Origin of the sequence: Enterobacter sp. 301B (assembly GCF_003850715.1) — a bacterium.
Lineage (GTDB): Bacteria > Pseudomonadota > Gammaproteobacteria > Enterobacterales > Enterobacteriaceae > Enterobacter > Enterobacter intestinihominis.
The window spans coordinates 1-17765 of the sequence record NZ_PQTC01000013.1; the positions used below are offsets into that span (position 1 = coordinate 1).

The 17765-nt window shown below is 52.9% G+C and carries 21 protein-coding genes; 14 read left to right on the forward strand and 7 right to left on the reverse strand.

Annotated elements, in window-relative coordinates; all coding sequences use genetic code 11:
• The first annotated feature begins 130 nt into the window (after positions 1 to 130).
• Positions 131 to 397 carry a hypothetical protein gene (locus tag C3451_RS15005; protein ID WP_124304342.1) on the forward strand — a complete coding sequence of 89 codons (267 nt, stop codon included), beginning with the start codon at positions 131 to 133 and terminating at the stop codon, positions 395 to 397.
• Positions 398 to 487: 90 nt separating this feature from the next.
• Here C3451_RS15005 and C3451_RS24545 read toward each other — a convergent pair whose 3' ends face one another.
• Both C3451_RS24545 and C3451_RS24550 read right to left on the reverse strand, forming a co-directional pair.
• A complete protein-coding gene (locus C3451_RS24545) occupies positions 488 to 676 on the reverse strand; it encodes a hypothetical protein (RefSeq protein WP_223862209.1) in 189 nt (62 codons plus the stop codon).
• Positions 660 to 959, reverse strand: coding sequence for a hypothetical protein (locus tag C3451_RS24550; RefSeq protein ID WP_233161276.1), 300 nt, complete (start codon positions 957 to 959; stop codon positions 660 to 662). Before C3451_RS24550 ends, C3451_RS24545 begins: the two co-directional genes overlap by 17 nt.
• Positions 960 to 1213: 254 nt before the next feature.
• On the opposite strand from C3451_RS24550, the gene rluB reads away from it, so the two are divergent.
• Positions 1214 to 2089 carry a 23S rRNA pseudouridine(2605) synthase RluB gene (gene rluB / locus C3451_RS15015; protein WP_003856794.1) on the forward strand — a complete coding sequence of 292 codons (876 nt, stop codon included), beginning with the start codon at positions 1214 to 1216 and terminating at the stop codon, positions 2087 to 2089.
• Between the two features lie 35 nt (positions 2090 to 2124).
• Here rluB and cobO read toward each other — a convergent pair whose 3' ends face one another.
• Positions 2125 to 2715 carry a cob(I)yrinic acid a,c-diamide adenosyltransferase gene (gene cobO / locus C3451_RS15020; protein WP_045308895.1) on the reverse strand — a complete coding sequence of 197 codons (591 nt, stop codon included), beginning with the start codon at positions 2713 to 2715 and terminating at the stop codon, positions 2125 to 2127.
• The gene (locus C3451_RS15025) at positions 2712 to 3473 is read right to left on the reverse strand and encodes a YciK family oxidoreductase (protein ID WP_022648324.1); all 762 of its coding nucleotides are present in this window, start codon (positions 3471 to 3473) and stop codon (positions 2712 to 2714) included. Before C3451_RS15025 ends, cobO begins: the two co-directional genes overlap by 4 nt.
• Before the next feature lie 252 nt (positions 3474 to 3725).
• On the opposite strand from C3451_RS15025, the gene sohB reads away from it, so the two are divergent.
• Positions 3726 to 4772, forward strand: coding sequence for a protease SohB (sohB, locus tag C3451_RS15030; protein WP_045621558.1), 1047 nt, complete (start codon positions 3726 to 3728; stop codon positions 4770 to 4772).
• A 35-nt stretch (positions 4773 to 4807) separates the two neighbouring features.
• On the opposite strand, the gene C3451_RS15035 is transcribed toward sohB, so the two are convergent.
• Positions 4808 to 5059, reverse strand: a complete 252-nt coding sequence (locus tag C3451_RS15035) for a YciN family protein (protein ID WP_003856804.1) — start codon at positions 5057 to 5059, stop codon at positions 4808 to 4810.
• Positions 5060 to 5457: 398 nt separating this feature from the next.
• Here C3451_RS15035 and topA point away from each other — a divergent pair, with 398 nt between their 5' ends.
• From topA to acnA, 6 genes are all read left to right on the forward strand, one after another.
• A complete protein-coding gene (gene topA, locus C3451_RS15040; protein ID WP_022648322.1) occupies positions 5458 to 8055 on the forward strand; it encodes a type I DNA topoisomerase in 2598 nt (865 codons plus the stop codon).
• 186 nt (positions 8056 to 8241) lie between these two features.
• Entirely contained in the window at positions 8242 to 9216 is a 975-nt protein-coding gene (gene cysB, locus C3451_RS15045) for an HTH-type transcriptional regulator CysB (protein ID WP_006810844.1), read from the forward strand.
• 336 nt (positions 9217 to 9552) lie between these two features.
• Positions 9553 to 9693, forward strand: a complete 141-nt coding sequence (locus C3451_RS15050) for a YmiA family putative membrane protein (RefSeq protein ID WP_096168876.1) — start codon at positions 9553 to 9555, stop codon at positions 9691 to 9693.
• 8 nt (positions 9694 to 9701) lie between these two features.
• Entirely contained in the window at positions 9702 to 9866 is a 165-nt protein-coding gene (locus C3451_RS24335) for a hypothetical protein (protein WP_162200559.1), read from the forward strand.
• 137 nt (positions 9867 to 10003) lie between these two features.
• Positions 10004 to 10102: a small membrane protein YmiC gene (gene ymiC, locus C3451_RS24555; RefSeq protein WP_032103392.1), complete on the forward strand. Its 99-nt coding sequence runs from the start codon at positions 10004 to 10006 to the stop codon at positions 10100 to 10102.
• Between the two features lie 165 nt (positions 10103 to 10267).
• A complete protein-coding gene (gene acnA / locus C3451_RS15055) occupies positions 10268 to 12943 on the forward strand; it encodes an aconitate hydratase AcnA (RefSeq protein ID WP_045621560.1) in 2676 nt (891 codons plus the stop codon).
• Between the two features lie 37 nt (positions 12944 to 12980).
• Here acnA and ribA read toward each other — a convergent pair whose 3' ends face one another.
• The gene (gene ribA, locus C3451_RS15060) at positions 12981 to 13571 is read right to left on the reverse strand and encodes a GTP cyclohydrolase II (protein ID WP_013096372.1); all 591 of its coding nucleotides are present in this window, start codon (positions 13569 to 13571) and stop codon (positions 12981 to 12983) included.
• 197 nt (positions 13572 to 13768) lie between these two features.
• Between ribA and pgpB the strand changes: the two genes are divergently transcribed.
• The 5 genes from pgpB (at position 13769) to yciH (ending at position 17417) form a co-directional block, all read left to right on the forward strand.
• Positions 13769 to 14536 carry a phosphatidylglycerophosphatase B gene (gene pgpB / locus C3451_RS15065; protein WP_045621562.1) on the forward strand — a complete coding sequence of 256 codons (768 nt, stop codon included), beginning with the start codon at positions 13769 to 13771 and terminating at the stop codon, positions 14534 to 14536.
• Between the two features lie 148 nt (positions 14537 to 14684).
• Positions 14685 to 14993, forward strand: a complete 309-nt coding sequence (locus C3451_RS15070) for a LapA family protein (RefSeq protein ID WP_006810839.1) — start codon at positions 14685 to 14687, stop codon at positions 14991 to 14993.
• A 6-nt stretch (positions 14994 to 14999) separates the two neighbouring features.
• The gene (lapB, locus tag C3451_RS15075) at positions 15000 to 16169 is read left to right on the forward strand and encodes a lipopolysaccharide assembly protein LapB (RefSeq protein WP_003856819.1); all 1170 of its coding nucleotides are present in this window, start codon (positions 15000 to 15002) and stop codon (positions 16167 to 16169) included.
• A 184-nt stretch (positions 16170 to 16353) separates the two neighbouring features.
• Positions 16354 to 17091 carry an orotidine-5'-phosphate decarboxylase gene (gene pyrF, locus C3451_RS15080; RefSeq protein WP_032624129.1) on the forward strand — a complete coding sequence of 246 codons (738 nt, stop codon included), beginning with the start codon at positions 16354 to 16356 and terminating at the stop codon, positions 17089 to 17091.
• Complete coding sequence (yciH, locus tag C3451_RS15085; protein WP_045621563.1) at positions 17091 to 17417, forward strand: stress response translation initiation inhibitor YciH; 327 nt, start codon at positions 17091 to 17093, stop codon at positions 17415 to 17417. The genes pyrF and yciH overlap by 1 nt, the downstream gene beginning before the upstream one ends.
• A gap of 104 nt (positions 17418 to 17521) precedes the next feature.
• On the opposite strand, the gene osmB is transcribed toward yciH, so the two are convergent.
• Positions 17522 to 17740 carry an osmotically-inducible lipoprotein OsmB gene (osmB, locus tag C3451_RS15090; RefSeq protein ID WP_003856823.1) on the reverse strand — a complete coding sequence of 73 codons (219 nt, stop codon included), beginning with the start codon at positions 17738 to 17740 and terminating at the stop codon, positions 17522 to 17524.
• Positions 17741 to 17765: the final 25 nt, after the last annotated feature.

Genomic DNA, 17765 nt, shown 5'->3' on the forward strand with positions numbered 1-17765 from the left:
CGCGATCAACAACCTGTTTGACTGCTTCAGTTTTAAACTCTTCGGGATAACGCTTACCGCTCATGGGCACCTCTCTTTAAGCCATCTTAAATGACTCTGAGGTGTCTGTTAAACCCGTGGCGATTCAGAGTTGCAAGGAAATAACACGCTCTTTGCAGAGCCAAAGAATGTAATTTTGAATGAGTTGATTTCACAGCGTGACTCTTTCTATAAGCAGTGCGTGCTTGACGCCAAAGCAACTTGTTTAAAATTAATTGATAACTTTGATACATTAAGTGAAGATGAAATTGCGGAGTATCATAAGGTTTTTAACTCTGAATTGGAGAGATTAAAAGCAAATAATAAAAGATTGGATTCAAAATTTACGTCTTTAATCCAGAGTATTGCAGTGAAATAAATACACTCCACGAAGTCTTATTCTATTTGGTATGCATTATACCATCTCAATTACCAACATTGGGCACTCATGATATCAATATGAAATGCCCTAAGTGCGTGTCCCTCTCTTAATGCCCGTTGAATACTTCGTTCGTAGTGCGTCTACTTTGGCCTGAGTAATCCCCAGGTAGGCGCGGGTATGTTCGGTGGAGCGATGCCCCAACATCTTACTAATCACCTCAAGATCTTCGCCGTGGGCGTGAGCGATAGCAGCCACGGTCTTACGTGACGAGTGCATACTGATCACTGCTTCCTGTGGAAGCAAGCCCCCGCATTTTGAGCTTGTCCACTGCATACTCAATCTCAGCATGGATTTTGGAACGGCTAATCGGCTTACCCTTGGTCCGGTTGCTGTCATTCTGGAATACATACACGTTATCCCCGCGCTCGTTATAACGAGCCTTGAGCACCTCCCTTGCTGTCTCCGTCATCTCCACTTCTACCGCTTCTTTGGTCTTGTCGTGGGTGATACGCAATACCTTGCTACCATTGTCCAGTTCATCCCAGCGCCAGGATCGCATATCCACGCCGCGAAGCTGTGTCTCTATCAGTACCGAGACTCAGACGCACAAAACTTGTTGAATCATTTAGTCTAAAGTTAGTGTAGTATGTGCGCCCACGAATCATTGTGTGTGACAGCTTGTGTGACACGTTGTTTGCCATGCTGTGTACCATGAAAGAGTTACAGATCAGTGAGTTAAGTCGATTTATTAGCTAACTCGTTGTTTTAGAAAGTATACCAGACGCCTGTGAAGGCGACACCTGAGGAAGCTCAATGAGCGAGAAGTTACAGAAAGTGCTGGCGCGCGCCGGCCACGGTTCGCGCCGTGAAATCGAAGCCATTATTGAAGCAGGTCGCGTGAGTGTGGACGGTAAAATCGCCACACTCGGTGACCGCGTTGAAATCGTACCGGGGCTGAAGATCCGCATTGACGGCCATCTTATCTCCGTGAAAGAGTCCGCTGAACAGATCTGCCGCGTGCTGGCTTACTACAAGCCGGAAGGCGAACTGTGTACCCGCAACGATCCGGAAGGCCGCCCGACGGTGTTCGACCGTCTGCCAAAACTGCGTGGCGCCCGCTGGATTGCCGTAGGGCGTCTGGACGTGAATACCTGTGGCCTGCTGCTGTTCACCACCGATGGTGAACTGGCAAACCGCCTGATGCACCCGAGTCGTGAAGTGGAGCGTGAATACGCCGTTCGTGTTTTCGGCCAGGTTGATGAGAACAAACTGCGCGATCTGTCGCGTGGCGTTCAGCTGGAAGACGGCCCAGCGGCGTTCAAAACCATCAAGTTTACCGGTGGTGAAGGCATTAACCAGTGGTACAACGTTACCCTGACAGAGGGACGTAACCGCGAGGTGCGTCGTCTGTGGGAAGCGGTCGGTGTCCAGGTAAGCCGTTTGATTCGTGTCCGCTATGGCGACATCCTGCTGCCGAAAGGCCTGCCACGTGGCGGCTATACCGAGCTGGATCTGACGCAAACCAACTACCTGCGCGATCTGGTTGGCCTGACGCCAGAAACCACGTCGAAAGTGGCGGTAGAGAAAGATCGTCGTCGTATGAAGGCGAATCAGATCCGCCGTGCGGTTAAACGTCACAGCCAGGTTAGCAGCAATCGCCGCTCTGGCAGCCGTAATAACAACGGTTAATCTAAAAGCCCGGTGAATATACCGGGCTTTTTTCTTCAGTAATCAATCCCTATTTGCGCTTTGATACCCGCATCGAACGCATGCTTAACCGGACGCAGTTCGCTGACGGTATCGGCCAGCTCCAGAATGTCCCGATGACACCCGCGCCCCGTGACGATCGCCGTCTGGTGTGCAGGGCGGTTCCTGAGGGCCTCCAGCACGGCTTCCAGCGGCAGGTAGTCATAGGCCACCATATAGGTGATCTCATCCAGCAACACCATGTTCAGCGACGGGTCAGAGAGCATTCTTTTGGCATGCTCCCAGACGGCGAGGCAGGCTGCGGTATCTGTTTCCCGGTTCTGGGTATCCCAGGTAAAACCGGTCGCCATCACCTGAAACTCAACACCTTGCGGTTCGAGCAGATTACGCTCGCCGTTGGGCCATTCACCCTTGATAAACTGGATCACGCCCACTTTCTGACCGTGCCCGACTGCGCGGGTGGCGGTACCGAATGCGGCGGTGGTTTTGCCTTTGCCGTTGCCGGTGAACACGATGAGGATCCCGCGCTCGTCCTGAGCGGCCGCCACGCGTGCATCAACCTGTTCTTTCAGACGCTGCTGGCGCTGCTGATGACGGTCTTCACTCATTGCGATATCCCCGGTTTGCGGCCTGGCTGAGCATCGAATGTCATTCCGGTTTTACGACGGCTGTCGTCACCCATTAGCCACAGGTAAAGAGGCATAATATCGGCCGGGGTTTTTAGCTTTTGCGGATCTTCTGTCGGGAACGCGCTGGCACGCATTTTAGTGCGCGTACCGCCAGGGTTAATACAGTTAACCCGCAGATGGCGGTTTTGATACTCTTCGGCCAGCACCTGCATCATTCCTTCCGTGGCAAATTTTGAGGCGGCGTAAGCCCCCCAGTTCGCACGACCCTGACGCCCCACGCTGGAGGAGGTAAACACCAGCGAACCGGAATCTGAGTTAAGTAATAAAGGAAGCAAGGCCTGGGTCAGGAAAAACGTCCCATTGACGTTAACCTGCATCACTTGCTGCCAAATCTCCGGATCCTGTTCATCCATCGGGCGCACTTCGCCCAGTAACCCCGCGTTGTGCAGTACGCCGTCCAGACGCGAATAATGCGTACTAATGCGCTGGGCAAGGGCCTGACATGACGCTGACGTACAGGTCAGCAGATCGAGCGTATACCAGGGCGTGGGGGTACCGCCGGCGTTTTCGATTTCACGGGCAACGGCTTTGAGCTTTTCTTCATTACGTCCCAGCAGAATAAGGCTCGCACCGTATTCAGAATAAGTCAGCGCCGCTTCGCGACCAATCCCGTCGCTGGCACCGGTAACCAGAATGATGCGGTTCTGTAGAAGGTTTTTTTGTGGCTGATAATGCACGGTGGCTCCTCAGGCGCATTGGGCGTGACTTGCACCTTTATTTATGACTTTTCGGCTTTATGCCCGAAACCGCGTCAGAATTCAATCAGTCTACAGGACAGAACGCTGGGAAATTAACAATTTGCAAAGATTTAAACCAGAAACGGGGGATTCCTGAAGCCGCCTCGCAGAGCTAATGTCCAGAGCGAGACGCCTGCGCAGGGCTGTTGTACACTGGCGTGAAAGATTCGTGGTTAAATCAAGGTGGAACGCGTGGAATTACTTTCTCAGTATGGGTTGTTTTTGGCCAAAATCGCTACGGTGGTTATTGCTGTCGCGGTGATTGCCGTCCTGATTGTCAACCTGACGCAGCGTAAGCGTCAGCGTGGTGAGTTACGCATTACCCGCCTGAGCGAGCAGTATAAAGAGATGCGGGAAGAGATGTCTCTGGCGCTGCTTGACGATCATCAACAGAAGCTGTGGCTAAAAGCCCAGAAGAAAAAACATAAGCAGGACGCCAAAGCCGCGAAGGCGAAAGCTAAGCTCGCCACGCCACAGGCTGACGCAAAACCGCGCGTCTATGTGCTCGATTTTAAAGGTAGCATGGATGCGCATGAAGTCTCCTCTCTGCGTGAGGAAGTGACCGCGGTGCTGGCCGTGGCGACAGCCCAGGATCAGGTGGTGGTACGCCTTGAAAGCCCGGGCGGCGTAGTGCATGGGTATGGACTGGCGGCTTCGCAGTTACAACGTCTGCGGGATAAACAGATCCCGCTCACCGTGGCGGTAGATAAGGTCGCGGCGAGTGGCGGCTATATGATGGCGTGCGTGGCGGATAAAATCGTCGCAGCACCGTTCTCCATTATCGGCTCGATTGGGGTGGTTGCGCAGATCCCTAACTTCAATCGTTTCCTGAAAAATAAAGAGATCGACATCGAATTGCATACGGCGGGTCAGTACAAACGTACGCTGACGCTGCTCGGCGAAAATACCGAAGAGGGACGGCAGAAGTTCCGGGAAGATCTGAACGAAACCCACCATCTGTTCAAGGATTTCGTGCACCGCATGCGCCCAACGCTGGACATTGAGCAGGTGGCTACGGGCGAACACTGGTACGGCACGCAGGCGCAGGAGAAAGGGCTGGTGGATGAAGTGGGTACCAGCGACGACCTCCTGCTCAACCTGATGGAAGGTCGTGAGCTGGTGGGGGTGCGCTTCACCCGACGTAAGCGCCTGCTCGACCGTTTAACCAATAGTGCGGCAGAAAGCGCGGATCGCCTGCTGATACGCTGGTTGCAGCGCGGACAAAAGCCGCTGCTGTAAAGAAAAACGCGAGGCAGATGCCTCGCGTTTTCGTTTTAATCGACCAGGTGGTACTTCTCTGAGAGGGTATGCGCCAGGTATTTAAACATGTTAAACACGGCGGTGCTTTTCGGGGTTGGTAACCCTTGTTCATCAAGGAAGTATTCACCGCTGAACACCAGCACGCCATTACGTTGTTCCACGCCAGTCGCTTCAATCCCCGCCAGGGTGTCTTCATGGTCGCGAATGAGTTTGTTTGCTTCGATAAGCAGTGAAGCTCGGTCAATGGGTTGGGTCGTATTCTGCATATTCCACTCCTTAAACAGTGACAATAGTCTACGCCTGGGTCGCTTCGGGGGCAAATTTTCCCTGCTATTCGCGGGTATAAGGAACAGGGGCTGGCTGGCGGGATTTGCTTTTGCATGCTAATAAAGTTGCGTAACGAATTTTATCAGGTACAGTGTGCGCTTTCGTCATTCTGGCAACAGAATTGCTTGACATTCGACCGGGAATTCGTCACGAATGAACTTTGATGTGAGAAAAATACCCGAAAACTCAATGACCTGGATGTCGCCATACTGACGTTCGGTAAGACAAAGGGGTTGATATCCCCTGACGACGTCGCAATATCAATGGCTCGTCGTCAGCGGAAGGGAAATCAACGTGCGGCGTATTCCTGGAAGAATTAAATTAGGTAAAGGTGAATATGGGTAAAGCTCTCGTCATCGTTGAGTCCCCGGCAAAAGCCAAAACGATCAATAAATATCTGGGCAATGACTACGTGGTTAAGTCCAGCGTTGGTCACATTCGCGATTTGCCGACAAGTGGCTCAGCCAGCAAAAAGAGCGCAGACTCTACCTCCACCAAAGGGGCTAAAAAGCCTAAAAAGGATGAACGTAGCGCGCTTGTCAACCGCATGGGTGTTAACCCATGGCACAACTGGGATGCACAATACGAAGTGCTGCCAGGCAAAGAAAAAGTCGTTAACGAGCTGAAACAGCTTGCTGAAAAAGCAGACCACATTTATCTCGCAACCGACCTTGACCGCGAAGGGGAGGCCATCGCATGGCACCTGCGGGAAGTGATTGGGGGTGATGACAAACGCTACAGCCGTGTAGTGTTTAACGAAATTACAAAGAATGCGATTCGTCAGGCGTTTGAAAAGCCGGGTGAACTGAATATCGACCGTGTTAACGCTCAGCAGGCGCGTCGCTTTATGGACCGCGTTGTAGGCTACATGGTTTCGCCGTTGCTGTGGAAAAAGGTCGCTCGCGGCCTGTCTGCGGGACGTGTGCAGTCTGTGGCTGTTCGTCTTGTTGTCGAACGTGAACGCGAGATCAAAGCGTTTGTCCCGGAAGAGTTCTGGGAAGTGGATGCGAATGTCACCACGCCGGGCGGCGATGCGCTGCCGTTGCAGGTGAGCCACCACAACGACAAACCGTTCCGTCCTGAAAATCGCGATCAGACCATGGCCGCCGTAGCGCTGCTGGAAAAAGCGCGTTATCAGGTGCTGGATCGTGAAGACAAACCGACCAGCAGCAAGCCTGGCGCACCGTTTATCACGTCAACGCTTCAGCAGGCGGCAAGTACGCGTCTGGGTTACGGCGTGAAGAAAACCATGATGATGGCCCAGCGTTTGTATGAAGCGGGTTACATCACCTACATGCGTACTGACTCCACCAACCTGAGCCAGGACGCTGTCAGCATGGTGCGTGGCTATATCGAGGACAACTTCGGTAAGAAATACCTGCCGGACAGTCCTAATCAGTACGCCAGCAAAGAGAATTCTCAGGAAGCGCACGAAGCGATCCGTCCTTCTGACGTTTCCGTTCTGGCGGAATCTCTTAAAGATATGGAAGCGGACGCCCAGAAGCTGTATCAGCTGATCTGGCGCCAGTTCGTGGCCTGCCAGATGACGCCAGCGAAATACGACTCCACTACGCTGACCGTTGGTGCGGGTGATTTCCGCCTGAAAGCGCGCGGCCGCATTCTGCGTTTCGACGGCTGGACAAAAGTGATGCCTGCGCTGCGTAAAGGTGATGAAGACAGAACGCTGCCTTCCGTCAACAAAGGCGACGAGCTGTCGCTGGTTGATCTGGTACCGGCCCAGCACTTCACCAAGCCGCCTGCGCGTTTCAGCGAAGCGTCGCTGGTAAAAGAGCTGGAAAAACGCGGCATCGGTCGCCCGTCTACCTATGCGTCGATCATTTCGACCATTCAGGATCGTGGATACGTTCGCGTTGAGAACCGTCGTTTCTATGCTGAAAAAATGGGTGAGATTGTTACCGACCGTCTGGAAGCTAACTTCCGTGAGTTGATGAACTATGACTTCACCGCGCAGATGGAGGACAGTCTCGATGAGGTTGCCAGCCATAAGGCCGAGTGGAAGAAAGTTCTCGACAGCTTCTTCAGCGATTTTACCAACCAGCTTGAGAAAGCTGAGAAAGATCCTGAAGAAGGCGGCATGCTGCCTAACCAGATGGTACTGACCAGCATCGACTGCCCAACCTGTGGCCGTAAAATGGGGATCCGTACCGCAACCACGGGCGTGTTCCTCGGCTGTTCTGGTTATGCGCTTTCGCCGAAAGAGCGTTGCAAAACCACTATCAACCTCGTGCCGGAGAACGAAGTTCTCAACGTGCTGGAAGGTGACGATGCGGAGACCAACGCACTGCGCGCCAAGCGCCGCTGTAAGAAATGCGGCACGGCGATGGACAGCTACCTGATCGATCCAAAACGTAAACTGCACGTTTGCGGTAATAACCCAACCTGCGACGGTTATGAGATCGAAGAAGGTGAGTTCCGCATTAAGGGCTATGACGGTCCGATCGTTGAGTGTGAGAAATGTGGTTCCGAAATGCACCTGAAAATGGGACGCTTCGGTAAGTACATGGCATGTACCAACGACGACTGTAAAAACACGCGTAAGATCCTGCGTAACGGTGAAGTTGCGCCGCCGAAGGAAGATCCGGTTCCGCTTCCTGAGCTGCCGTGCGAGAAGTCAGATGCGTATTTCGTGCTGCGTGACGGCGCTGCCGGGGTATTCCTGGCGGCCAACACCTTCCCGAAATCGCGCGAAACCCGTGCGCCGCTGGTAGAAGAGCTGTACCGCTTCCGCGACCGTCTGCCGGAGAAACTGCGTTACCTGGCCGATGCGCCACAGCAGGATCCGGAAGGCAACAAAACCGTGGTGCGCTTTAGCCGTAAAACGAAGCAGCAGTACGTGGCGGCAGAGAAAGAGGGTAAAGCGACCGGTTGGTCAGCCTTCTTTGTCGACGGGAAATGGGTTGAAGGTAAAAAATAATCTTCACTTACCGTAACTTACCTTTGAAAGGGCCGGACTTCCGGCCCTTTTTTATTACGTTGTTATTATTTTTTGTTCCGTACTATACAGCCTGGCTATAAATGATATAGTGGTTATAGTTAACCCGTTTCTTATTATCAAATCGTATTAAGCGATTGACGCATGCGCTAAATCGGATGGTCTGGCATGAAATTACAGCAGCTTCGCTATATCGTTGAGGTCGTCAATCATAACCTCAATGTCTCTTCCACCGCAGAAGGTCTTTATACCTCGCAGCCTGGCATCAGTAAGCAGGTGCGTATGCTGGAGGATGAATTAGGTATTCAGATATTTGCCCGCAGCGGTAAGCACCTGACTCAGGTCACGCCGGCAGGGCAGGAAATCATTCGCATCGCACGAGAAGTGCTTTCCAAAGTCGACGCCATTAAATCCGTCGCCGGGGAACATACCTGGCCGGATAAAGGCTCCCTTTATATTGCCACCACGCACACACAGGCGCGTTATGCGCTTCCCGGGGTGATCAAAGGTTTCATCGAACGCTATCCCCGCGTTTCCCTGCATATGCATCAGGGCTCACCGACGCAAATCGCAGAGGCCGTGTCTAAAGGCAATGCCGATTTTGCCATCGCGACGGAAGCTCTTCATCTGTACGATGATCTGGTCATGCTCCCGTGCTACCACTGGAACCGCTCTATTGTCGTGACCCCCGATCATCCGCTGGCGGGGAAGGGCGAAGTGACAATCGAAGAGCTGGCGCAATACCCGCTGGTTACCTATACGTTCGGATTTACGGGCCGTTCTGAGCTAGACACCGCCTTTAACCGCGCCGGCTTAACGCCACGGATCGTCTTCACTGCAACGGATGCGGACGTCATTAAAACGTACGTGCGTCTGGGTCTGGGCGTAGGCGTTATTGCCAGCATGGCGGTGGATCCTGTATCAGACCCGGATCTGGTGCGTCTGGACGCGCATGATATCTTCAGCCACAGCACCACCAAGATAGGTTTTCGTCGCAGCACGTTCCTTCGCAGCTATATGTATGATTTTATTCAGCGCTTCGCACCGCATTTAACGCGTGACGTGGTCGACACGGCCGTGGCGTTACGCTCCAATGAAGACATCGAAGAGATGTTTAAAGACATCAAACTTCCTGCCAAATAATTACACCCGGTATCTTTCTCTTCTGGAAAGATACCGGTTTCCCCCTTTAAATCTAAATTAGAATTAACCTCATCTGCGCCTACTGTCATATATCGTCATAACCCATTTGATGAATAGGGTTTTACTGTCGCAAATTTGCGACAAAAGTAGAAACTAATTTACAGGTGTGCAAATTATTCTTTTCAATTATTTATTTCTGGTCAAAAGATTGAATTTTCCCAGGCTCAGATTCGTAAATTCACTGGCTTTTCGGCTAAAGTTTCTTTAGGATTTATCTCATCAGATGATTACTTGTGCCAATTGTTTGGTCTCTAAATGATAAGCGATATCGATTGTATGAGGTTAGCAATGCCGTCAGGAAGTGAAGAACCGCAAAGGGATCCCGCGCTTAAGCGTAAAGCCTGGCTGGCGGTCTTTCTCGGCTCTGCCCTGTTCTGGGTGGTTGTTGCTCTTCTCGTCTGGAAATATTGGGGTTGAATATGGTCATGACGGTGCGTACTGACGCGAGAAAAGAGATGTGTCAGCTTCGTGACAATGCTCACAAAGCGCGTAAGGCGCCAGGAACCAGCGTGCCAGCCTCCTGGCAACTGACGCCACAGCAGCAGGCCTTTATTGATGTGTTCGCAGAAGACGAACCCAAAAAACAATAATTTTGATTTTTGCGTAATGATGCAAATAGTCTGAATAAAGACTGTGCACTTTTGTACTCCTTAATAAATACACATCAGCAATATAGAACGAGGGCAGACCTCGCATCCTTAAATAATTAAAGTCTGGTGTCCCTATGATGAATAACATGACAACCGTAAAATACTGGTCATGGCTCGGCGTATTCTCAGCGTCGATCCTCTTCTGGTGTCAGCTCCTCTGGCTGGCCCTGCACTAAATCGTAAAACCTCGCCACGGCGGGGTTTTTTGTTTAATCCCTCGCGTTGGACCATTCCTAAATTTATCAATTTGGGTTGTTATCAAAACGTTACGACATCTTTGTGTTATCTTTAATTACAGCCCTGATGATTGTCAGGACATCCCTGTTTTTAAGGAGGAGCTTATGTCGTTAACCCTACGCGAAGCCAGTAAGGACACATTACAGGCGGAAAATAAAACCTGGCGCTACTACAGCTTACCGCTGGCTGCCAGGACGCTTGGGGACATTTCGCGGTTACCCAAGTCGTTGAAAGTACTACTGGAAAACCTCTTGCGCTGGCAAGATGGCGACTCGGTTACCGAGGAGGATATCCAGGCTCTGGCAGGGTGGCTGAAAAATGCTCATGCAGACAAAGAAATTGCCTACCGCCCGGCCAGGGTATTGATGCAGGATTTCACCGGCGTGCCGGCGGTTGTGGACTTGGCCGCCATGCGTGAAGCTGTTAAGCGTCTCGGGGGCGATACGGCTAAGGTGAACCCGCTCTCACCGGTAGACCTCGTCATCGACCACTCCGTCACCGTCGATCACTTTGGTGACGACGATGCTTTCGGTGAAAACGTCCGTCTGGAGATGGAACGTAACCATGAACGCTATGTCTTCCTCAAATGGGGTCAGCAGGCGTTCAGCCGCTTCAGCGTTGTTCCACCAGGCACCGGCATTTGTCACCAGGTCAACCTGGAATATCTCGGCAAAGCCGTCTGGAGAGAATTGCAGGATAAAGAGTGGGTGGCTTACCCGGATACGCTGGTGGGCACCGATTCACACACGACCATGATTAACGGCCTTGGCGTTCTGGGCTGGGGCGTCGGTGGTATTGAAGCGGAAGCGGCCATGCTCGGCCAGCCGGTATCGATGCTCATTCCCGATGTGGTGGGCTTTAAGCTGACCGGTAAATTGTCCGAAGGCATTACCGCCACGGATCTGGTTCTGACGGTCACCCAGATGCTGCGTAAGCATGGCGTGGTGGGTAAATTCGTTGAATTTTATGGTGATGGTCTGGATTCACTGCCGCTGGCGGACCGGGCCACCATCGCCAACATGGCGCCGGAATATGGTGCGACCTGCGGCTTTTTCCCGATTGATAGCGTTACGCTTGAGTATATGCGCCTCAGTGGTCGCAGCGAGGAGCAGGTGGCGCTCGTAGAGGCCTACACCAAAGCGCAGGGCATGTGGCGTAACCCGGGTGACGAGCCGGTATTTACCAGCACGCTGGAGCTGGATATGGGCACCGTTGAAGCAAGTCTGGCAGGGCCGAAACGACCGCAGGACCGCGTCGCCCTGAGCAACGTTCCGAAAGCCTTTGCCGCCAGCAATGAGCTGGAGGTTAACGCCGCGCAAAAAGATCACCGTCCGGTGGACTATGTTCTGAACGGGCATCAGTATCAGCTCCCTGACGGCGCCGTGGTGATCGCCGCTATCACTTCCTGTACCAACACGTCCAACCCGAGTGTGTTAATGGCTGCCGGGCTGCTGGCAAAAAAAGCGGTAGAACTGGGACTCAAGCCACAGCCGTGGGTTAAGGCGTCCCTGGCGCCTGGTTCGAAAGTGGTTTCCGATTACCTGGCGCAGGCCAGACTCACGCCGTACCTCGACGAGTTGGGCTTTAACCTTGTGGGCTACGGCTGTACGACCTGCATCGGTAACTCTGGTCCACTGCCTGAGCCTATTGAAGTGGCGATCAAGCAGGGTGATTTGACCGTTGGCGCGGTACTTTCCGGTAACCGAAACTTTGAGGGGCGTATTCATCCGCTGGTGAAAACCAACTGGCTGGCCTCGCCGCCGCTGGTTGTAGCCTATGCTCTGGCCGGAAACATGAACATTAACCTGGCGACCGATCCGATTGGTCACGATCGCAAAAATGAACCTGTCTATCTGAAAGACATCTGGCCATCATCGCGTGAAATTGCGCGCGCGGTAGAGAAAGTTTCCACCGAGATGTTCCGCAAAGAGTATGCGGAAGTGTTCGAAGGTACAGCGGAATGGAAAGCGATCGACGTGGTGGGTTCCGATACCTATGACTGGCAGGATGATTCCACCTATATTCGCCTGTCGCCCTTCTTCGATGAAATGCTGGCGGAGCCTGCACCGCTGAAAGATATACACGGCGCGCGCATTCTGGCGATGCTGGGCGATTCCGTCACCACTGACCATATCTCACCAGCGGGGAGCATCAAAGCGGACAGTCCGGCAGGTCGGTATCTGCAAAGCCGTGGCGTGGAACGTCGCGATTTTAACTCCTACGGTTCGCGCCGCGGTAACCACGAAGTGATGATGCGCGGGACATTTGCCAACATCCGCATTCGTAATGAAATGGTCCCGGGCGTGGAAGGGGGCATGACGCGCCACCTGCCAGATACAGAGGTCATTTCAATTTATGACGCAGCCATGAAGTATCAGCAGGAGGGTACGCCACTGGCCGTTATTGCCGGTAAAGAGTACGGCTCTGGTTCCAGTCGCGACTGGGCGGCTAAAGGTCCACGTCTGCTCGGGGTTCGCGTGGTGATTGCCGAATCCTTTGAACGTATCCACCGCTCAAACCTGATCGGGATGGGGATCCTGCCGCTGGAGTTTCCGCAGGGCGTAACGCGTAAAACGCTGGGTTTGACCGGGGAAGAGCAGATTGATATCAGCGGTCTGCAAAATCTGCAACCGGGTAAAACCGTTCCGGTGAAGTTAACGCGGGCAGATGGTACAACAGAAGTGCTGGATTGTCGGTGTCGTATTGATACGGCAACAGAGCTAACCTATTACCAGAACGACGGCATTTTACATTATGTGATTCGAAAGATGCTGGACTAATAAAACTCGCCCGGCAGAAGTGCCGGGCGTTTTGCGTTTACTCGCTCAGCAGGTGCCCCATCTTTGCAGCTTTGGTATCGAGGTAGTGCGCGTTTTTCGGATTGCGGCCAACAATCAGCGGCACGCGTTCAACGATATTGATGCCCGCTTCAGTGAGGATCTCCACTTTTTTCGGGTTATTGGTCAACAGACGCACTTCGTCCACGCCCAGCAGCTTGAACATATCTGCGCAGAGGGTGAAATCGCGCTCGTCAGCAGCAAAGCCGAGCTGATGGTTGGCTTCGACGGTATCATAGCCCTGATCCTGCAACGCGTAGGCGCGGATTTTATTCAGCAGACCGATATTGCGTCCTTCCTGGCGGTGATACAGCAGCACGCCACGTCCTTCCTCTGCAATATGAGAAAGAGCGGCTTCGAGCTGGAAACCGCAGTCACAGCGCAGGCTGAAGAGCGCGTCACCGGTCAGACACTCAGAATGAACGCGGGACAGTACCGGCGTCTGCCCCGAAATGTCACCGTATACCAGGGCGACGTGATCTTGTCCGGTTGCCAGTTCTTCAAAACCCACCATCAGGAAATCGCCCCATGGGGTTGGCAGTTTGGCTTCTGCCACACGTTTAAGCTGCATGTGATTCTCCATACCAGGCTGACACGTTTCGTGCCTTTGCCCCATTTTGCTTTCTGTATTGGACTATTTTGCCACAAGCCCGGCTACTTCACCTAATCACCACCACGCTATACGGACGTTAAACGCACGATCCGACATATCCACCAGAAGGTGGAAATTCAGTTATGATTGTGGTGCTTAGTGAAAAAGGAGAGGACATGCTTTCAATTGCCAGACGCACGGCCGCAGGCGCCGCCGTATTGCTTGTTATACCCCTGATCGTTTGGTTCTCCGGCTGGATGTGGAAGCCCGGACAAAACGAGACGTGGCTGAAAACCTTATACTGGATAACTGAGACGGTCACCCAGCCCTGGGGGATTATTACGCACGTGCTGCTCTGTGCCTGGTTCCTGTGGTGCCTGCGCTTTCGTCTTCGCGCGGCGCTGGTATTATTTGCCATTCTCGGAGGCGCCATTCTTGTCGGGCAGGGGGTGAAGTCGTGGGTGAAAGATCGCGTGCAGGAACCCCGTCCCTTTGTTATCTGGCTGGAAAAAACGCACCATATTCCGGTAGATGAGTTCTACACTTTAAAGCGTAAGGATCGCGGGGCGTTGGTGAAAGAACAGCTTGCGGAACAGCAGGATATCCCGACATTTTTACGCAAACACTGGCAAAAAGAGACCGGCTTTGCGTTTCCTTCCGGACATACGATGTTTGCTGCCAGCTGGGCGCTACTCGGCGTGGGGCTGCTTTGGCCACGTCGACGTACCCTCACGATTGCGATTTTGCTGGTCTGGGCGACAGGCGTAATGGGCAGCCGGATGCTGCTGGGGATGCACTGGCCGCGTGATTTGGTGGTGGCTACGCTGATTTCGTGGGTACTGGTGACGCTGGCGACCTGGCTTGCACAACGTTTCTGTGGGCCTCTGACGCCACCGCAGGAAGAGAAGGAAGAAATAGCCGAAAGGGAGTCAGGTGGAACCTGAAGCTTGATATTCCGCATTTTGACCATAAATCCATGAAGGGCGCATTACTTTTTCCGTTTCGCGCCCGCCACTAAAATGGTAGCTTATAAGGCTGATTGCAGTGAGTTGAACACGCTTTATACGCTCGAACCACATAACGGGAAGTCATGTGAAATATTTACTCATTTTCTTACTGGTGTTGGCGATTTTTGTCATTTCAGTCACATTGGGCGCGCAAAACGATCAACAGGTAAGTTTCAACTATCTGCTGGCGCAGGGCGAGTACCGGGTGTCGAGCCTGCTGGCTGTGTTATTCGCAGCGGGTTTTGTCATCGGCTGGCTTGTATGTGGCCTGTTCTGGCTTAAGGTTCGTGTTTCCCTTGTTCGCGCTGAACGTAAAATTAAACGACTTGAACATCAACTTACGCCTGCGACTGACATTCCGGCGAGCTCTGGTGTGCCGGTAGTCAAGGAATAATCGAATATGCTGGAGTTGTTGTTTCTGCTTTTGCCTGTCGCCGCAGCCTATGGCTGGTATATGGGCCGCAGAAGCGCGCAACAAACAAAACAGGATGAAGCAAACCGACTCTCCCGTGACTACGTTGCGGGGGTGAACTTCCTGCTGAGCAATCAGCAGGATAAAGCGGTCGATCTGTTCCTCGACATGCTCAAAGAGGATACCGGCACCGTAGAGGCGCATCTCACCCTGGGAAACCTGTTCCGCTCGCGCGGAGAGGTTGACCGTGCCATCCGTATCCACCAGACCCTGATGGAAAGCGCATCGTTGACCTATGAGCAACGGTTGCTGGCCGTGCAGCAGTTGGGCAGAGATTACATGGCGGCGGGCCTGTACGATCGCGCAGAAGATATGTTCTCTCAGCTGGTGGATGAGACCGATTTCCGTATCGGTGCGCTTCAGCAACTTCTGCAAATCTACCAGGCAACCAGCGACTGGCAAAAAGCGATTGATACCGCCGAACGGCTGGTCAAACTCGGCAAAGACAAACAGCGCGTCGAAATTGCCCATTTTTACTGCGAGCTGGCCCTTCAGCAAATGGGTAGCGATGACATGGATAAGGCCATGGCATTGCTAAAAAAAGGCGCCGCGGCCGATCGCAACAGCGCCCGCATCTCGATAATGATGGGGCGGGTCTTTATGGCTAATGGTGATTACGCCAAAGCCGTGGAAAGCCTGCTTCGCGTTATCGATCAGGACAAAGAGCTGGTCAGCGAAACACTGGAAATGCTGCAAACCTGCTATCAGCAGTTAGGTAAGCAGGACGAGTGGGTTGCATTCCTGCGCCGCTGTGTTGAAGAAAACACCGGTGCCACAGCCGAGCTGATGCTGTCGGATGTCGTCGAAGAGCACGAAGGGAGTGATACCGCCCAGGTATACATTACCCGTCAGTTGCAGCGCCATCCGACGATGCGCGTCTTCCACAAGCTGATGGATTATCATCTTAACGATGCAGAAGAAGGGCGCGCTAAAGAGAGCCTGATGGTGCTGCGAGACATGGTCGGTGAACAGGTGCGGAGCAAGCCGCGCTATCGCTGCCAGAAATGCGGCTTCACCGCCTATTCGCTCTACTGGCATTGCCCTTCCTGCCGGGCCTGGTCCACCATCAAGCCAATTCGTGGTCTGGACGGGCAGTGATTTTTTAAAACACTCCATTTTAGTTACAACATACTAAAGAGTGCATTATTGCTTTCAGCACCGTGCGGTCTGTGGTTCGGCAGGAAAAGCATTCGATTCTGTTCATTTACCCCGAGGGCAGGTAGAATGCACGCCGTTTATCTGTTCCGCGCCGCTGCGCGCCCATAGACGAAAAGGGCTGGTCATGACGTCTGTTACTTCCTCCACTTCCCGCGTAGTTACCGATTCTCCTGTAGTTGTTGCTCTGGATTACAATAACCGTGACGCCGCACTGGCCTTTGTTGATGGTATTGATCCCCGGGATTGCCGTCTTAAAGTAGGCAAAGAGATGTTTACGCTGTTCGGTCCGCAAATCGTCCGCGATCTGCACCAGCGTGGTTTCGACGTTTTCCTCGACCTGAAATTCCACGATATTCCGAATACCACTGCCCACGCCGTTGCTGCGGCGGCTGAACTGGGTGTGTGGATGGTTAACGTTCATGCCTCCGGTGGGGCACGTATGATGACGGCTGCGCGCGAAGCGCTGGTGCCGTTTGGCAATGACGCTCCGCTTCTTATCGCCGTCACCGTGCTGACCAGTATGGATGAATCTGACCTTCGTGACCTGGGTGTGACGTTGTCACCTGCCGAACATGCGGAGCGTCTGGCGCGCCTCACGCAACAGTGTGGGCTTGATGGCGTGGTCTGTTCAGCTCAGGAGGCGGTTCGCTTCAAATCTGAGTTAGGCCGCGAATTTAAACTGGTGACGCCAGGTATCCGTCCGGCAGGCAGCGAGTCAGGGGATCAGCGACGCATCATGACGCCAGAGCAGGCGCTGAGCGCGGGGGTAGACTATATGGTAATTGGTCGCCCGGTGACGCAATCCGCTTATCCGGCAGAGACTCTGAAAGCGATTAATGCATCACTGAAAAAGGGGGCATAATGCGTGATGCCAACACTCGTCTGGTCTATTCAACAGATACCGGGCGCATTGAAGAGCCAAAAGAGAAAGCTGAACGTCCGAAAGGCGATGGAATCGTGCGTATTCAGCGCCAGACCAGTGGCAGAAAAGGGAAAGGCGTTTGCGTTATCACCGGCATTGATCTGGATGATGCAGAGCTGGTAAAGCTCGCCGCTGAGCTTAAAAAGAAGTGCGGATGCGGTGGGGCAGTAAAAGACGGCATAATTGAGATTCAGGGCGATAAGCGGGATTTAATTAAAACGCTCCTGGAAGCCAAAGGTATGAAAGTCAAACTGGCGGGCGGTTAAAATAAATGAGCCACGGACATTGCCGTGGCTCTTTTTTTTACGTGCGTAAGTCAGACCTGAAAATACAAAATATATTATTATACCGGTGAGAGCCGTTATGGTGATTATTTGCCCACCTGGTGACCGATAATACCACCTACGGCAGCACCACCTAATGTACCCAGCGTACTACCATCCGTTAATACTGCACCACCAAGCGCACCAGCACCGGCACCAATCGCGGTGTTACGGTCACGTTTAGACCAGTTAGAGCAAGCGCTCAGAGACATTGCTACAGTGATTGCCAGAACAGCGGCGGCTAATTTTTTGCTGGTAAAGGTCATAATACTTTCTCCTGAATTATCGATT

Excerpts from the sequence above, each read along its gene's own strand:
- ribA (WP_013096372.1), bottom strand. The coding sequence starts at position 13,571 with ATGCAGCTTAAACGTGTGGCAGAAGCCAAACTGCCAACCCCATGGGGC.
- C3451_RS24550 (WP_233161276.1), bottom strand. The coding sequence starts at position 959 with ATGCGATCCTGGCGCTGGGATGAACTGGACAATGGTAGCAAGGTATTG.
- cobO (WP_045308895.1), bottom strand. The coding sequence starts at position 2,715 with ATGAGTGAAGACCGTCATCAGCAGCGCCAGCAGCGTCTGAAAGAACAG.
- acnA (WP_045621560.1), top strand. The coding sequence starts at position 10,268 with ATGTCGTTAACCCTACGCGAAGCCAGTAAGGACACATTACAGGCGGAA.
- C3451_RS15050 (WP_096168876.1), top strand. The coding sequence starts at position 9,553 with ATGAGGTTAGCAATGCCGTCAGGAAGTGAAGAACCGCAAAGGGATCCC.
- rluB (WP_003856794.1), top strand. The coding sequence starts at position 1,214 with ATGAGCGAGAAGTTACAGAAAGTGCTGGCGCGCGCCGGCCACGGTTCG.
- pyrF (WP_032624129.1), top strand. The coding sequence starts at position 16,354 with ATGACGTCTGTTACTTCCTCCACTTCCCGCGTAGTTACCGATTCTCCT.
- C3451_RS24335 (WP_162200559.1), top strand. The coding sequence starts at position 9,702 with ATGACGGTGCGTACTGACGCGAGAAAAGAGATGTGTCAGCTTCGTGAC.
- C3451_RS24545 (WP_223862209.1), bottom strand. The coding sequence starts at position 676 with ATGCACTCGTCACGTAAGACCGTGGCTGCTATCGCTCACGCCCACGGC.
- C3451_RS15035 (WP_003856804.1), bottom strand. The coding sequence starts at position 5,059 with ATGCAGAATACGACCCAACCCATTGACCGAGCTTCACTGCTTATCGAA.
- osmB (WP_003856823.1), bottom strand. The coding sequence starts at position 17,740 with ATGACCTTTACCAGCAAAAAATTAGCCGCCGCTGTTCTGGCAATCACT.
- pgpB (WP_045621562.1), top strand. The coding sequence starts at position 13,769 with ATGCTTTCAATTGCCAGACGCACGGCCGCAGGCGCCGCCGTATTGCTT.
- topA (WP_022648322.1), top strand. The coding sequence starts at position 5,458 with ATGGGTAAAGCTCTCGTCATCGTTGAGTCCCCGGCAAAAGCCAAAACG.
- yciH (WP_045621563.1), top strand. The coding sequence starts at position 17,091 with ATGCGTGATGCCAACACTCGTCTGGTCTATTCAACAGATACCGGGCGC.
- lapB (WP_003856819.1), top strand. The coding sequence starts at position 15,000 with ATGCTGGAGTTGTTGTTTCTGCTTTTGCCTGTCGCCGCAGCCTATGGC.
- ymiC (WP_032103392.1), top strand. The coding sequence starts at position 10,004 with ATGAATAACATGACAACCGTAAAATACTGGTCATGGCTCGGCGTATTC.
- cysB (WP_006810844.1), top strand. The coding sequence starts at position 8,242 with ATGAAATTACAGCAGCTTCGCTATATCGTTGAGGTCGTCAATCATAAC.